The organism is uncultured Desulfovibrio sp. (assembly GCF_949282365.1).
Classification (GTDB): Bacteria; Desulfobacterota; Desulfovibrionia; order Desulfovibrionales; family Desulfovibrionaceae; genus Desulfovibrio.
The window spans coordinates 1-15,540 of sequence record NZ_CASDOY010000002.1 but is presented as its reverse complement, the minus strand read 5'-3'; the positions used below and the strand labels follow the sequence as shown (position 1 = coordinate 15,540).

Here is a 15,540-nt window from a genome sequence, read left to right as displayed (position 1 = left end):
ACGGGGCGCCCTTCCGGGCGAGCCGCGGCTCCTGCCCGGCAGCCGGTCCAGCGCCCATGACAAAGGGGACACCGTGCGGTGTCCCCTTGCTTTTTTTCGTCCCGGCTCGCCCCGGCCCGTCCCGAGGGAGGACCGACGTACAGACGCGGAGGCTGCCGCGCCCTGCGGCGCATGTTTCCCCACGACCGCGGCGGAGCCCATCCTGCCGGGCTTCCGGCCCCGGAGGCCCCGGTTTTTCCCCGCGCCGGCGTCCGGGAGCGAGGCGCGGGGCGCGCGGCAGGAGGGCTAGGCTTCTTCCGTATCGCGCACCACTTCCAGGATGGCGGCCTGGCCGCGGATGGCCTCGATGACCTCGTAGAGCTGGGTGGCATTGCGCACTTCCACGGTCAGGCGCAGCTCGGCGCGCCCGTCCACCAGGGCCCGCGAGGTCAGGGCCGTGATGTTGATGCCCTGCTGGGCCAGCAGCTGGGCGATACCGGCCAGCACGCCGCTGCGGTTCTGGGCCAGGATGAAGATGCCGGCCTCGTAGGGCTTTTCTTCCTGCCCGTCCCAGTGCACGGAGATCAGGCGCTCCGGCTCCATGTTGGCCACGTTGGGACAGTCCGCACGATGGACGGTGACGCCCATGCCACGGCTGATATAGCCGATGATGGGGTCCCCGGGCACCGGGTTGCAGCACTTGGCGAAGCGCATGAGCACCCCGTCGCAGCCGGAGATGCCCACGCCGTCGCTCTTGCGCTTGGCCGCTTCCTTGCTTTCCTTGATGGTGGGCGGCGCCGGTTCCGCCGCGGCGGCATTGTCGGGATGCAGCACGGCGTAGAGCTTGTTGAGCACGCGGCGCGGCGTGAGGTGGGCATAGCCCACGGCGGCCACCAGCTCGTCCACGTTCTCGAAATTCATTTCCTGGGCCACGATGGCCAGCTGGCCTTCCTTGAGGGCGCGGCCCACATTGAGGTTGACCTTGCGGCCTTCCTTTTCCAGCATGTCGCGGCCCAGGGTCAGGGCGTGGGCGCGTTCCTCGGTGCGCAGATAGCGCTGGATGCGGCTGCGGGCGCGGGCCGTCTTGACGATCTTGAGCCAGTCGCGGTTGGGGTTGCGCGAGGGATCGGTGATGATCTCCACGATATCGCCGTTCTTGAGCGGCGTGCCCAGCGGCATGAGGCGGCCGTTGATCTTGGCCCCGGCGCAATGGTGGCCCACCTTGCTGTGGATGTGGAAGGCGAAGTCCAGGGGGGTGGCGCCTTCGGGCAGTTCCTTGACGTCGCCGGCCGGGGTGTAGACGTAGACCTCGTCCTTGAACAGGTCCAGCTTGAGCGAGTGCATGAACTCGCGCGAGTCCGCCTCGTCGCCCTGGCGTTCGAAGATCTCGCGCAGCCAGGAGAACTGCTCCAGGTCCTTGGAATTGACCCGGCCCTTTTCCTTGTACAGCCAGTGCGCGGCCACGCCGTGTTCGGCCTGGCGGTGCATCTCCTCGGTGCGGATCTGGATCTCGATGCGCTCTCCCTCGGGCCCGATGACCGTGGTATGCAGGCTCTGGTAGCCGTTGGCCTTGGGCATGGAGATATAGTCCTTGAAGCGCCCGTGCACCGGCTTCCACTGCGAATGCACCAGGCCCAGCACGGCGTAACAGTCGCGGATGTCCTTGACCAGCACGCGGAAGGCCATGATGTCGTGCATCTCGTCCAGGGTCAGGGACTGGGACTGCATCTTCTTGTAGATGCTGTACTTGTGCTTGATGCGCCCGTAGACCTCCCCTTCCAGGCCGTTGGAGGCCAGCAGGTCCCGGATGAGGGAGACCACCTTTTCGATGATCTGCTTTTCCACCACCTGATGCGTATCCAGCCAGTGGTCGATCTGGTTGAAGATGTCGGGCCGCAGATACTTGAAGCTCAGGTCTTCCAGCTGCCGCTTGAGCAGGTACAGGCCCAGACGGTTGGCCAGCGGCGCGTAGATGTCCATGGTCTCCTGGGCGATACGGCGCTGCTTGTGGGCCTTCTGGAAATCAAGGGTGCTCATGTTGTGCAGACGGTCGGCCAGTTTGACCATCAGCACGCGCATGTCGTGGCTCATGGCCAGGATCATCTTGCGGATGTTCTCGGCCTGGGCCTCTTCCTTGTTGTCGAAGACGATCATGCTGATCTTGGTGACACCGTCCACGATGTCGGCCACGTCCTCGCCGAAATTTTCGTCGATGTCCTCGATGGTGGTGCCGGTGTCCTCCACCGTATCGTGCAGCAGGCCCGCGGCCACCGTCGGCTCGTCAAAACCCATGTCGGCCAGGGTGTAGGCCACGGCCAAGGGGTGGGACAGATAGGGCTCGCCCGAAAGGCGCGTCTGCCCCGCGTGGGCTGTGGCGGCGAAGACATAGGCCTTCTGGATCAGCTCCAGATTGGCATCATGGTTGTTGGCCGCCACCTTGTCGAGAATTTCCTGAATACGAATCATAGCGCCCTGCCAGACGGATAAAAGTTGACCATACCGGTTTTTCATGTTCGGCCAACTGCGCCGCCTTGTCAATGACGGCGGCCCGCTCCCGCGCGGAAAGCCGTTGCCCAAGGCCGCGAAGCCGTCCGCCCGAAAAATACCGCCCGCTGTGGCAAGGCCGGCGAGCTGTGCCCGGACCTTTCCGTCCCGGGGCCCCACCGCCGCGCGGAACGGCCTCCGCGATGATGCAGGGGCGGCTCCACCTGATCCCGGGCCCCGCTCCCGCGCGGAAAGACCCGCAAGGACGACGGCCATGCCGTCTCTGCGCAGCGGGGCTCCGCGCCGGGAACAAAGGACGCGGCCCCCCTTCGTGCCACCGGCCGGTGCGCTTCGCCCTGCCGCGTCGTCCGCGCCCGGATGCGGGCAACAGGAAAGGGCCGCCGCCTCCGGCCCCTGTCGTGCGGACGATGCCCGCCAGCAGGTCAGGACGGCAGAGCCGGCAGGAAAGCCGCCCACGACCCAAGGGCCTGCGTCCCCTCCCGGAGAGGGCCCGGCCCGCGCCCGGACTTCTTCACGGCCCTCCAGGGCCCGGAAACGGCAGGAGGCCGTCCCCGCGGAACGGCCTCCCGGCAAGAGCGTACGGTCCGCCTCACGCGGACGCGGCATCACTTTTCGTTATGCCAGCCCAGGAACATCTTGTAGGCCGGGTTGTCGGTCTCGTCCACATGCGGATAGCCCATGCGCTCCACGCGGATCAGGAAGTCCTCGAAGTCATCGCGGCATTCCTCCGGCACTTCCACGCCCAGCAGCACGCGGCCGAAGTCCGCCCCGTGATAACGGTACTGGAACAGGGTGAAGTTGAAGGTCACGCGCATGGCGTCCATGAAGTTGAGCAGCGCGCCGGGACGCTCGGGGAAGAAGAAGCGGATCAGGCGCTCGTTCTGCACCTGGGGCGCGTTGCCGCCCACCATGTGGCGCAGGTGCAGCTTGGCCAGTTCGTTGTCCGTGAGGTCGCAGGCCCCGAAGCCTTCGGCCTGCAGGTCGGCCACCACGGCGGCCACCTCGTCGCTGTTCTTGATGTCGATGCCCACCAGCACATGGGCGTTGACCGGGTCCGCGAAGCGGGTGCAGAGCTCGGTGATGTTGCGGTTGCCGATGGTCTGCACCAGATGGCGGAAGCTGCCCGCCTTCTCGGGGATGGTCACGCCCAGCAGGGCCTCGCGGTTGGCCCCGAAGCGGGCGCGCTCGGCCACATGGCTCAGGCGGTCGAAATTCATGTTGGCGCCGCTGACCACGGCCACCAGGGTGGTGTCGCGCAGGTTGCCCGCGCGGGCGTAGGCGCGCAGCCCGGCCAGGGCCAGCGCACCGGCCGGTTCGGCCACCACGCGGGTATCCTCGAAGATGTCCTTGATGGCGCCGCAGATGGCGTCCGTCTCCACGGTGATGATGTCGTCCAGCAGGTCGCGGCAAAGGGCGAAGGTCTCCTCGCCCACCAGCTTCACGGCCACGCCGTCGGCGAACAGGCCCACGTCCTTGAGCTCCACGCGATGCCCGGCCATGATGGAACGGCGCATGGCGTCGGAATCCACGGGCTCCACGCCGATGACGCGGATCTCGGGGCGCAGGTTTTTGACATAGGCGGCCACGCCGGCGGCCAGACCGCCCCCGCCGATGGGCACGAAGATGGCGTGGATGGGATCGGGATGCTGGCGCAGGATTTCCATGCCGATGGTGCCCTGCCCGGCAATGACGTCGGGATCGTCAAAAGGCGGGATGAAGACGTAGCCGGTCTCCTTGATGAGATCCAGGGTGTGGCGCCAGGCATCGCTGAAGGACTCGCCGGAAAGCACCACCTGCCCGCCCAGACGGCGCACGGCATCCACCTTGATGGCGGGCGTGGTCACGGGCATGACGATGACGGCTTCGCAGCCCAGACGGCGGGCGGCCAGGGCCACGCCCTGGGCGTGGTTGCCGGCCGAGGCGGCGATGACGCCGCGGCGCAGTTCCTCGGGCGAAAGCCGGGCCATCTTGTTGTAGGCGCCGCGCAGCTTGAAGGAAAACACAGGCTGCAGGTCGTCCCGTTTGAGCAGCACGCGGTTGCCCAGGCGGCGGGAAAGGCTCACGGCCTCATCCAGCGGGGTCTCGACGGCCACGTCGTAGACCCGGCTCAACAACACCTTGTTCAGGTACTCGCTATGATTCGACATGGAAAACATCCCTTGTAAAAACGGTGCGCCTGTCCACGCCAGAGGCAGGCGGAATCAGGTCAGCATATACCCATTGCACGCGCCCCACAAGGGCGGAGCGCCCTGGCCCGTCACGACGGGAGGAAGGGCGCGGCGTCCGTCCCCGGGGCGGACGCACATCCCCCGGGGAAAGTCCCCGGGACGGATACGGCACCCCGTCCGCAACAGGATGCGCCCCTGCCCGGCTTCCGGCCCCGGCGCGACGGGCGCCGCAGGCCCGCGGCGGTGTCCGCGCCGGGCGGCCATTGCCAGCGCAAAGGCGATCCGCACCGCATCCGCCGCCTGCGCACAATAAAAAAGACCGCTTCCCCTCAGGAAAGACGGTCCTTCCATCTCCAGGCACCGGCCCGGTCACTGCCCCGCTTTCGGGGCCTTGGCCTGTTCCTTCAGGGCCAGGGAATCCACCACGGCCTGCGCCCGGGCATCGTCCACCTGCCCGGCCAGCAGGACCAGCACATGCCGGTCGGCCCCCAGGGCCAGCACGCCGCGCATGGGGATGCTCCCGGCATGGCCCCGCAGCTCGTAGACATCATCGGCCCGGGGGCGCACATCGGCCGCGTCCAGCATCTTGCGGTACTCCTCCACGATATCGGCCCGGCTGCGCGTGCCATTGAGGCCCGTGACCAGACTGAGCATGACCGTGGCATCGGGCGAGAGCAGGGTCACGGAGCCCTTGCTCTGCGCCTCGACGGTCCAGCCCTCGGGGATGTCCACGGTGAAGAAACTGTGCCCGTCCAGCGGGGAGGCCGCCACGGGCAGGGCCAGCAGGAGGAGGAAACAGCCCAGCAGGGCCGCGCAGCATTTCATGAGATACCTCGGCAAAAAAAGATCGTGTTCCCGGGGCAGGCGGCCGCTGCCGGTCGCCGCTCCCGTACGCCGTCGCGTGGCGGCGGCCGTCAGCCCGTCAGCTTCGGGCCTCTGCCCGGGCCTGGAATTTTTCCCTGTCCACCACCACGCGCTCGTGGCTGCCCTCGCCGACGGGACCGGCCTCGTCGAAGGCCGCCACCTCGAAGCGCAGCCCGCGTCCGTTGGCCGAGACCCCGGTCAGGCGCGCCTCGAAGCGCACCTTCATGCCGCAGGGCGTGGCGGCCAGATGCCTCACGTCCACACGGGTGCCCACGCTGGTCATGCCTTCGGGCAGGCAGGAGCGCACCGCCTCCATGGCGGCCCGTTCCATGCCCATGATCATCACGGGCGTGGCCAGCACGCGCACCTCGCCGCTGCCCACCCCGGCGGCCAGCAGGCTTTCCGTCACCGTGGTCTCCCATGCTCCCCGCAGCCCCGCACGAAGCCCTGTTCCCATGTCTGTCCTCCCTGCCCCGTGCACGGGGCTCCGTTCTTCCTGAACGGGAACGGTCCGGCTGTCAAGGCGGATGCCCCGCTGCTCCGCCAGCCAGCGGTACCACTCGAGCACATTGAGGCGCAGGCGGTCATCGAGACGGGCCAGGGCCTGCTGCTTCAGATCTTCCGGCACGCCGCCGTAAAAGGCTTCGGCGATGCTGCCCGCGATGGCGGCCTGGGTGTCGCTGTCCCCGCCCAGCCAGACGGCATTGCGTACGGCCTCCTCGAAGGAGTGGCTCTCCAGAAAGGCGATGACGGCCTCGGGCACCGATCCCTGGCAGCTTTCCTGATGCCGGTAGCCGGCCCTGATTCCGGCCAGCGAACGGTCCATGTCATAGCCGCAACAGCAGGAAAGATAGGTGCGGATATCCTCCCGGCTGGCGCCGTCGCGGGCCAGGAAGATGGCCGCGGCCGTGGCGCGGGCGCCCTTGATGCCTTCGGGATGGTCGTGCGTCACGGCGGCGCTCAGGGTGGCGTAGCGCTCCGTCTCCTCCAGCGTGTCGCAGGCCCAGCCCACGCACGAGACGCGCATGGCCGAGCCGTTGCCGAAACTGTTGTAGGGCTCGCGGCTGCGCGTGAGGATCCAGCGGAAAAAGCGCTGCCCGTAGCCCGCCTTGCCGTAAGCGCGACCGTAGTCGTGCATACTGTCGATGCAGGCTTCTCGGAAGGCGGCCTCGTCGCCGTAATGCTCCATCAGGGCACGGGACACGGCCACGGTCATCACCGTATCGTCGGTGAAGCGGGATCGGGGAACAAAGAGGGGGAAGGCATCGGCAGCCCCCCGCCAGGGATGGAACTCGTACGGACTGCCCACCATATCACCGATGATGGCTCCCAGCATGATGCATCTCCTCACGGTTTGACGTGTTTATGACAGGGACGGTGCGCCCGGCACCGCCCGCGCTGCCCGGGCTGCACGGCCGTGTGCCCCCTGCGGCGGCCATCGCCGCGCAGGTCACACCGGCGGAGGGTTCACGGAAAAGCGCCTACGGGCCCAACAGCCAGCGCACGACCTCCTGGTCATGGGCCCTGGCTATGGACAGGCTGCCGCGCAGCCACGCTTCCATGATGGCCGGACATCGTTCCAGATCCTGGTCATGGTCCGGCAAGAGCATTTTTTTCTTGTCCATGCGGTATCGCCTGGACGCATGCCGCACGATCCCGCGCCGGGCAGGCGCTCCCCGTCCCCGCCAGAGCCTGCCGGATGGGCGCACTTTCCCGGCCGCCCCGGGGATGCGCGGCAGCAGGGCCGCCGCCTGGTCGCCGCACGGCACTGTCCCGCGCCGCCCGCATCCGGCCGGCCCCATTCGGCCCGCACGCACGTTTTTCAGGAGGCCCCGCGCCGCCCTTCTTCATCGCCCGGCCCTCCCAAGGCCCCGCCCCTTTGCCCGGCCACTGTCGCGCGCCGTGCCCTTCTCTCCCTGCCGGCAGCGGACGCAACGATGGCGTGGAGTATGCCCCGAACGCCATGAACTTCTCTCCCTGCCGGCAGCGGGCGCGATGGTGATGCGGCGTGAGGCGCGTTCCCAGCGTCCACCGCCCCTGCCGGCAGCGCTCCCCGACCCCGCCAACACCGTCCCTGCCATCCACGCATTGACAGGCCGGCAAAGACAGGCTATAGGTAGTCGTAACGAGCGCTCGTAGATGGGAGCGTTCGCAGAGTTCCTGCCAGGGATCGGGGACTTGCGTGATGATGCCATTATCTGCCTTGTGCACGCAACCTGATCCAAAAGCGGGATTTTTTATGCCTTCTTTCTCCGGCTGCATCCATGAGCCCTGCGCCCGTCCCGGCCGTGGCGGCTTTCCGCATCTTCAAGACCCCACTCCGGCGCCCTGCCGGTACGGGGTCTTGCGCGTTCTGTAGCCGCCGCATCCGGCAGCCCCGGGACAGTATGTCCCGTTCCCCGTCGCCGTATCAACCGCGTGCCTTCCCCGTGTATTCCCATCCTCTTTCCAGGAGAACATGTCATGGCCGACATCCGCCTTGCCAAGCCTGCCGCCGGTACCACCCAGACCGTCCCCAGCGCGCCCGAGGGACGCTTCGTCTTTGAATTCCCGGCCGATGCCGCGACCCTGAGCCGCAGCGGCGACAATCTCGTGCTGACCTTCGAGGACGGCGCATCCATCCAGCTGCAGGATTTCTACACCACCTATTCCAAGGAAGAGATGCCCTCCTTCCAGGTGGACGGCGTGGAGATCGCCGGTGCGGACTTCTTCGCCGCTCTGGGCGAAGACCTGATGCCCGCCGCCGGTCCCGCCTCCAGCAGCGCCGCCCGCAGCGGCCGTTACAATGAATACGGCGACGGCAGCCTGCTGGACGGCATCGACCATCTGGGCCGCCTGGATATCGGCTTTGACGGCGGCGTGCAGCTGGCCACGGACATGGTGGACCCCAGCGCCTGGTATGATGACGACGGCGGCCGCGTGGACCACGGCGTGACCGTGACGCCCACCAATCCTGCCCAGGACCCCGATGATCTGGACATCCCCGTCCAGGGAGGGGAAAATTTTCCGCCGACCATGCCGCACGATGTGCTGCGGGTGGACGAATCCGCCCTGCCGGACGGCAGCGGCGGGGGCAAAGCGACGGCCGCCGGCAGCATGAGCGTCTCCGCCCCTGACGGCGTGGCCACCATCACCATCGGCGGCGACGTCGTCTGGCAGAACGGCGCGCTCACGGGCACCCCCGTAAACACGGACGAAGGCCATCTGAACGTGACGGGCTTCGACGGCACGAATCTGACCTATACCTATACGCTGACGGATCCCACCCGGGAGCATACGAAGCAGAACGCCGGCGGCGAAGACGACGCCATCGCCCACGAAATGGAAGTGGTGGTGACGGACAGGGACGGCGACAGCGGCTCGGCCGTGATCCGTGTCGAGATCACCGACGACGTGCCCACCATCAAGAGCTTTGAGCACGAACTGACGGAAGGGGGAGAGGTTATCCCCGTTTTCGGCAACGCGCTTACAGACGCCGTGGCCGGTGCGGACGGCGCGGACTTCGCGTGGGATGCGAACCTGAGCGGTCAGTACGGTAACATCACGCTGAATCCCGACGGCACCTATATTTACACGCTCGACAACGACAATGAGGCTGTAAAGGCCCTTTCCGACGGTGAAACGCTGACGGAAGAATTCACCTACACCTACACGGACGCGGATGGCGACGTTGCCGAAGGCAAGGTGACCATCACCATCAACGGCGTGGACAACGGCGTTGTGGTGACGCCGAGTGACCCCGAAGCCGGTTCCGAGACTTTGACGGTCTACGAATCCGGCCTTGCGGACGGCTCCACCCCCGGCGAGAAGCCCACCACGGCCGAAGGTTCGATGAACATCGACGCGCCTGACGGCGTGGCCAGCATCGTCATCGGCGGCGTGACCGTGTTTGAAAACGGCGCGCTTACCAGCAACACGGTTCCCACGGATGAAGGCGTCCTGACGGTGACGGGCTTCGACGCGGCCACGGGCGAGCTGAAGTTTACCTACACGCTGAACGACAATACCCTGGAACACAATACCGAGGCCACGGACACGCAGGTTTCCCATGACCTTGCCGTGACCGTGACGGACGTGGACGGCACCCCGGCCAGCGGCACCATCAGACGTGCCCACGGCGCATGACGACAGCTTCATGCTGACGGAAGCTGCGGCGCAGAATGGGGCGACGGACAACGGTAATGTGCTGACCAACGACCTGTTCGGCGCGGATGAACCGGGCACGAAGACGGTGACGTCCATCGAAGACGGCGTGCTGGGACAGCCTGTGCAGGGCCACTACGGCGAGCTGACGCTGAAGGCGGACGGCAGCTATACCTATCAGCTGACCCCCGGCGTGAACGTGCCGAAGGGCGAGACCGTTACGGAAACCTTTACCTACACCATCACGGATACGGACGGGGATACGTCGGAAGCGACGCTGACCATCACCATCACGGGCGATGAGCGCACGCCGAGCATCAGCGTGCCCGGCGCTGGCGATGCCTCGGCCACGGTGTACGAGTCCGGTCTTGACGAGGGCGGCAGCGAAGCCTCGACGGATAAGGAAACGACGAGCGGCGAGATCTCGCTGACGCTGAACGGCGAAGCGGCGACGGTGACCATCGGCGGACACGAGTTTGCGGTGGATGCCGACGGCAACGCGAACATCGCGGCAGACGGAGAGTCCATCGACACGGGTGAAGGGACCCTGGTCATCACCGACATCAGCGGCGGCAAGGTGAGCTACACCTATACGCGGACAGGGCAACAACACGCTGACGGACGAGATCGCCATCAACGTGAAGGATGCGACGGGCGATGAGGCCAGCGGCAACCTGACCATAACTATCGTGGACGACGTGCCCACCATCTCCGCTTCCGGTACTACCACGCTGGTTCCCGGCAGCGGCGCAGGCAATCTGGAAGACGGTGAGAAGGCCTCATTCACAGATAAGGCGGATGCAGGTCAGAGAATTGACCAGGGAGCCAATCTTCCGGGCTGGGACGGCGTGACCATGTATGCCGGAAAGGTGACCTATACCGAAGATGCCAACGGGAATACTGTAATCGGAGAAAATGGCCTTGAGACCGATGCTGGCTATTGGTTGCAGTACAGCACTTATCCAAACCATGAAAAGCCCTCATCGGACTGGGGACTCATGGTCAGCAGTCCCAGTGATGAGCAGCAATGGGAAATCAATGTTTCCAAGGATGGTGCAACCAGTGAAGCCGTGGTGTTCGACCTCGGCGGCAAGCTGGCCTACGGCGTGACCATCGACTTCGGGGCATTCTATCTTGGCGGTGAAGAAGCCGAATATGACCATGTCTCTGAAAAGGCTCTGGTCACCTTCTACCGTGACGGTCAGATCGTGGGCAGCACGCTGGTGGAGGGCAATTCGTCGGACGGCAAGTTCACCCTCAATTCTTCGGACGTGGTGCTGGGCGGCTTCGACAAGGTGGTCATCTCCGCGGTGGACAACAGGACGGAGGCGTTCCCAACTGAGCAGAGCGACTTCACCATCCAGGGCATCGACTTCATCACCAAGCGCGACGACCCCTTCATCGTCAGTGAAGGCACGGTGACGGCTGAGTCCGGTGCGGACGGCTTTGCAGCCGCCTATACGGACATTCATGCCAAGTTCGACCTCGGCAGCATGGTGGACACTCTGAGTGAAGACGGCACCTCCGGCACCATCACGGTACTGGTGGATGGTCAGTCGCAAGATGTGACGCTGACGCTCAGCACCGGTTCTTCCGGTGATTCCATCCTGACCGGCACGACGACGGACGGCGAGCAGCTCTTTACCGCCACGCTGGACAAGGACGGCAACTGGACCATGGAACAGTATGAACAGTTCCAGGTGCAGACTGATGCTGGCGCTTCCAACCAGTTCGAGCTGGCCTTCAAGACCGAAGACGCCGACGGCGATATTGCCAGTACTACGGTCAACGTGCCTCTGGAAGTGATGGACCAGACGCCGATCGATTCCTCCATTGATAACGGCAACGACACCATAGTCATCACCGACGGCGAGGGCGTTGCCGGCACCGTGGCTGCGGGCGACAGCGGCGGCGTGGACGTGCAGACCACCGTGCAGCCCGGGGAGAGCTACAACATCTCCATCATGCTCGACCTGTCGGGTTCGATGAAGTATGACCGTGAGACAGGTGAGGGAAATACGGCTTCTATCAATCCGGAAGGTTCCCGCATGGAAATGGCGGTGGACGCGCTGGAGAGCTTCTTCCAGAATTCCATTCAGGGCCATGACGGTACGGTGAATATCCAGCTGGTGGGCTTCGGAACCAAGCTTTGGACAGGATCGGACACTCTTCAAATTACTGCCGATATGAATGATGAGCAGCGTCAGGCCGTATATGACAACTTTGCTCAGATTCTGGAAAAGTGGCAGCACGAGATGTTCACGTGGAATAGCGAAGGCTGGGATTGGGTCAACGGCCAGCTTGTGTACAACCAGGGTACCAACTACGAAGCCGCCATGGAAAAGGCCACGGCGTGGTTCAATGATCATGCCGACAACGGCGGTGAAAACCTGGCCTTCTTCATTTCCGACGGTCAGCCGACCTATTATAATGGGACGGGCTGGTTTGGGAATCCAGTGGTTGCAGGAGAAAGCAATTACAGCGACCAGGAGACTGTCAGGCAAACGCTTGAAGCGGCTCAGAACCTTCAGAAGGCCGGAGGCGGCGTGAAGGTCAATGCCATCGGTATAGGTACGAGCGAATCGCTGAAAGAAAATCCACAGACCATTCTGGACCTCATCGACAATACGGGCGGCTCCGGCCAGACCGTCGAGATGTATCCGTATCAGACGAGAGACAGTGACAACGCCTGGAAGGATGCAGGATGGTATGGAGATCAGTCTCTTGTCGAAGGCGACAGCGATCTGGTCAATGACAAAGAAGATCTGACGGCGGCGCTTGTCGGCGGAAGCGAGATCACCTCCACGGATCTGGCCGATACCGGCAACGACTCCATCACGGCGGAAAATTCCACCTCGTCCGTCATCGTCTACGGCGACGTGCTGAACACCGACCGGCTGCAGTATGAACTGAGGCAAAACTCGAACATTGACGCCGCCCTGGTGGCAGCGGGCATTGGTTACGGCTCCGGCATGGAAGTGTTCCAGTGGCTGGAAGAGAACGGTGACAAGCTCACCGGCACGGACTACGCAGGCTGGACCCATGACGATAGTGTGAAGTACATGATACAGCATGCCGAGGAGCTGGGCTACGAGACCCGCGTTGACAACGGTGGCTTCTACCTTGTGAATGCCGACGGCACCGTGTTGAACATGGACGGCTCGGAAGCTACTGTCGCTCTGGACAGCCTCACCGGGCGCGGCGGCGGCGATGACGTCATCACCGGCAGCGAAGCCTCCGATACCATCTACGGTCAGGAAGGCAACGACACCATCTACGGTCAGGAAGGCAACGACACCATCTACGGCGGTACGGGCAACGACCTGCTGGTGGGTGATGACAAGCCTGAAGGTCTGGACGACGTCACGGTCGAGAGCATCAAGGACCTGGGTACCGGCACGGCTTTGGACGCCTTCATCAAATCCGTGGAAGGCACGGATGCCGACGGCAACGACCAGCTCTTCGGCGGCGCCGGCAACGACGTGCTGCTGGGCATGGGCGGTGATGACTACCTGGACGGCGGCGCGGGCGTGGATGCCATCTTCGGCGGTGCCGGCAACGACATCATCGTCTACGACAGCGCCGACTACCTGGTCAGCGGCGGCAACGGCATCGACTTCATGGTGTCCACGCAGGAAAATCTGTCGCTGGATAAGCTGTTGAGCAACTCTACCGGCGAAGGCGAAGGCCCCATCGTAAAGGGCGTGGAAGTGCTCATCACCGGCAAGGATGCCCTGAGCCTGACCAGCATCGACCAGCTGGCCGAGAGCTACGGCATACACATCAGCACCGGCACGAATGGGCAGGAAAGCCTCCTGCTGGATCAGGCGCTGTGGAGCGAGGATGCAGACGGCAACGGCTACACCTTCCGCAACAACGGCGCCGACCTGCACCTGCAGGTGGCCGACGTGGGTGTCAGCCTGGATAGCGCCGATGGCATAGCCGAAGCCGTGGCAAAGGCGGAAATGGAAAACAGCAACGGGTAACCTTGCAGCGGAGCGGTCCCCGGGCCGCTCCGCTTTTTCCCGGTGGAGCCGTCATGCGCATCCTGTTCATCAACCATGTCTTTCCCGGCATCTTCGGGCCCCTGGCCGCCGCGCTGGCAAGCGATCCCGGCAATGACGTGATCTTCGCTTCCATCCACAGCAAGCGCGATTTCGCCATCCCCGGGGTGCGGCATATGGTCCTGCCCCCGGTCAGGGGCGACCGCGCCGGGCGGGCGGGCAAAAATGCCTTCAACGATGCGGGCATGGCCCTGACCCTGGCCCTGCAGACGGGCAGGCAGGCCCTGCAGGCCTTCCGCCGCCTGCGCGAAAGCGGCTTTGTGCCGGACATGGTGCTCTCCTTCGCCGGGGAGGCCTCGGCCCTGTTCTGGCAGGAGGCCTTCCCCCGCGCGTTCCGGGTCTGCTGGAGCGACGGGGAGCCGGCACAGCCGGGCCGCACGGCCCAGGGGGCCAGTCTGGCCCGGCATCTGCTGCACTGCCGCCAGGCCCTGGACAGCGACCTGTGCGTCAGTCTGACGGCCGGGCAGCCCAGCCTGACCGGCCTGCGCCTCACGGGCGGGGCCGACCTGCCCCATGCCGTGGATACGGTCTTTTTCTGCCCGGGGGCGGCTACGCCGCCGGAGACCCTGCGCGCGGGCACAGCGGTGGCGGAATGCGTGCTTTTTTGCGTGGGCAGCCACAGTCTGGCCCATGCCGGGCTGCCCGGCAGGCTGGCGGCACTGCTGGAAGCGCGGCCGCACTGCCACATCTTTTTGCTCTGCGGCAGCCTGACGCCGGCCCCGCTCTGGGCGGAGGCCTGCGCCGCCCTGCCGCACCGGGAGCGCCTGCACCTGCCCGGCGGCCTTTCCCTGGCGGAATACCGGGCCCTGCTGCGCACCGCGCGGCTGGTGGTCTTCCCGCATCGGGGCGACGTGCCCCCGGCTCCCCTGCTGGAAGCCATGAGCTGCGGCACGGCCGTGCTCCTGCCCGCGGACATGCCGCCCTCCCCCCTGCTGCGGCCGGGCCGGGACATGCTGCTGGCGCAGGGCCCGCATCCCGAGGCCGCCCTGCTGGCGCAGGCTCCGCTGCTGGAGGCTGTCGGCAAGCATGCCCGGCAGACCGTGCTGGACAGCTTTGACAGAAAGATCGTCCTGCCGCAGCATGTGCGGCTGTTGCGGCAAGCCCATGCCGCCTGGCAGCGGGAACAGGGGCAGGCCGCCCCGGCCGCGCCGCATGATGACGCGGAGTGACGCCCCTGCGGCCGGCCGAAGCCCGGATGCGGATGCGGGACAAGGCATATTTCCCGGCGTCCATGCGCGGACGCCACGGGCGCCCGGGCATGGCACAGGCCGCACGAACCCCGTGGACCTGACGGACGCATCCGGCAAGCTGCGCGCCTTCCCCTGCGGAACGGACAGCCTGCCCCATGCCCGGCACCGGCGAACAGCCTGACGGCAGGGGCCCATGCCCCGCGCCGCAAGGCGACGCCCCGGTGTGCGGAACGGATATTGCATATACCATATCAGGACTGCCGCCGTCCGGGGCGCAAGCCCCTGCCGCACCAGCACAAAGACCGCCACACCAGGCCGGACGACCAGAGCTGATGACAACAACGGTGACACTGTCGCGGCAGGATCAGCCAACAATGATGGCATACGCGGCGGGATGGAGCAGCTGCGGCCCGGCCCCCTGTCCCGGAGCGTCCGGCCAGCCCGGCAGCCTGCCGGGCGCGCCGCCATGCCGCAAACGCCGCCTTCCCGGCAACAGGGGCCGGCGGGCCCGTCCGCTCCCGGCGGCAAGACGGCGCAGGGGCGCAAAAGCGGCAGGGACGTTGCCCGGGGACGCGACGCGCGTATTGCGCAGGCAGCATGGCGGGCACGTTGCGCAAAAGGTCGCGG

General features: G+C 65.7%; 9 protein-coding genes. 4 read left to right on the top strand and 5 right to left on the bottom strand.

The annotated features are described in order from the left end of the window. Positions 1 to 285: 285 nt before the first annotated feature. The 5 genes from Q1X76_RS01085 to Q1X76_RS01065 all read right to left on the bottom strand — a co-directional run bounded on the left by Q1X76_RS01085 (position 286) and on the right by Q1X76_RS01065 (position 7,141). Positions 286 to 2,445 (bottom strand): bifunctional (p)ppGpp synthetase/guanosine-3',5'-bis(diphosphate) 3'-pyrophosphohydrolase, encoded by a 2,160-nt coding sequence (locus Q1X76_RS01085; RefSeq protein ID WP_300717527.1) that lies wholly within the window; start codon positions 2,443 to 2,445, stop codon positions 286 to 288. A gap of 644 nt (positions 2,446 to 3,089) precedes the next feature. Continuing rightward, positions 3,090 to 4,631, bottom strand: a complete 1,542-nt coding sequence (gene ilvA, locus Q1X76_RS01080) for a threonine ammonia-lyase, biosynthetic (protein WP_300717526.1) — start codon at positions 4,629 to 4,631, stop codon at positions 3,090 to 3,092. A 390-nt stretch (positions 4,632 to 5,021) separates the two neighbouring features. Beyond that, positions 5,022 to 5,477 (bottom strand): hypothetical protein, encoded by a 456-nt coding sequence (locus tag Q1X76_RS01075; protein WP_300717525.1) that lies wholly within the window; start codon positions 5,475 to 5,477, stop codon positions 5,022 to 5,024. Between the two features lie 97 nt (positions 5,478 to 5,574). Beyond that, positions 5,575 to 6,852: an ADP-ribosylglycohydrolase family protein gene (locus tag Q1X76_RS01070; protein WP_300717524.1), complete on the bottom strand. Its 1,278-nt coding sequence runs from the start codon at positions 6,850 to 6,852 to the stop codon at positions 5,575 to 5,577. Positions 6,853 to 6,997: 145 nt separating this feature from the next. Next, positions 6,998 to 7,141 carry a hypothetical protein gene (locus tag Q1X76_RS01065; RefSeq protein ID WP_300717523.1) on the bottom strand — a complete coding sequence of 48 codons (144 nt, stop codon included), beginning with the start codon at positions 7,139 to 7,141 and terminating at the stop codon, positions 6,998 to 7,000. 838 nt (positions 7,142 to 7,979) lie between these two features. Here Q1X76_RS01065 and Q1X76_RS01060 point away from each other — a divergent pair. From Q1X76_RS01060 to Q1X76_RS01045, 4 genes are read left to right on the top strand one after another with little or no spacing between them, the layout of a single operon-like run. Further along, complete coding sequence (locus tag Q1X76_RS01060; protein WP_300717522.1) at positions 7,980 to 9,641, top strand: VCBS domain-containing protein; 1,662 nt, start codon at positions 7,980 to 7,982, stop codon at positions 9,639 to 9,641. A gap of 10 nt (positions 9,642 to 9,651) precedes the next feature. Continuing rightward, a complete protein-coding gene (locus Q1X76_RS01055; protein WP_300717521.1) occupies positions 9,652 to 10,320 on the top strand; it encodes a VCBS domain-containing protein in 669 nt (222 codons plus the stop codon). Beyond that, positions 10,298 to 13,645 (top strand): VWA domain-containing protein, encoded by a 3,348-nt coding sequence (locus Q1X76_RS01050; RefSeq protein ID WP_300717520.1) that lies wholly within the window; start codon positions 10,298 to 10,300, stop codon positions 13,643 to 13,645. The genes Q1X76_RS01055 and Q1X76_RS01050 overlap by 23 nt, the downstream gene beginning before the upstream one ends. Positions 13,646 to 13,698: 53 nt before the next feature. Next, positions 13,699 to 14,892, top strand: a complete 1,194-nt coding sequence (locus Q1X76_RS01045) for a hypothetical protein (protein ID WP_300717519.1) — start codon at positions 13,699 to 13,701, stop codon at positions 14,890 to 14,892. Positions 14,893 to 15,540: the final 648 nt, after the last annotated feature.

Coding starts and splice junctions, on each gene's coding strand:
- Q1X76_RS01085 (WP_300717527.1), bottom strand. CDS start 2,445: ATGATTCGTATTCAGGAAATTCTCGACAAGGTGGCGGCCAACAACCAT.
- ilvA (WP_300717526.1), bottom strand. CDS start 4,631: ATGTCGAATCATAGCGAGTACCTGAACAAGGTGTTGTTGAGCCGGGTC.
- Q1X76_RS01075 (WP_300717525.1), bottom strand. CDS start 5,477: ATGAAATGCTGCGCGGCCCTGCTGGGCTGTTTCCTCCTCCTGCTGGCC.
- Q1X76_RS01070 (WP_300717524.1), bottom strand. CDS start 6,852: ATGCTGGGAGCCATCATCGGTGATATGGTGGGCAGTCCGTACGAGTTC.
- Q1X76_RS01065 (WP_300717523.1), bottom strand. CDS start 7,141: ATGGACAAGAAAAAAATGCTCTTGCCGGACCATGACCAGGATCTGGAA.
- Q1X76_RS01060 (WP_300717522.1), top strand. CDS start 7,980: ATGGCCGACATCCGCCTTGCCAAGCCTGCCGCCGGTACCACCCAGACC.
- Q1X76_RS01055 (WP_300717521.1), top strand. CDS start 9,652: ATGCTGACGGAAGCTGCGGCGCAGAATGGGGCGACGGACAACGGTAAT.
- Q1X76_RS01045 (WP_300717519.1), top strand. CDS start 13,699: ATGCGCATCCTGTTCATCAACCATGTCTTTCCCGGCATCTTCGGGCCC.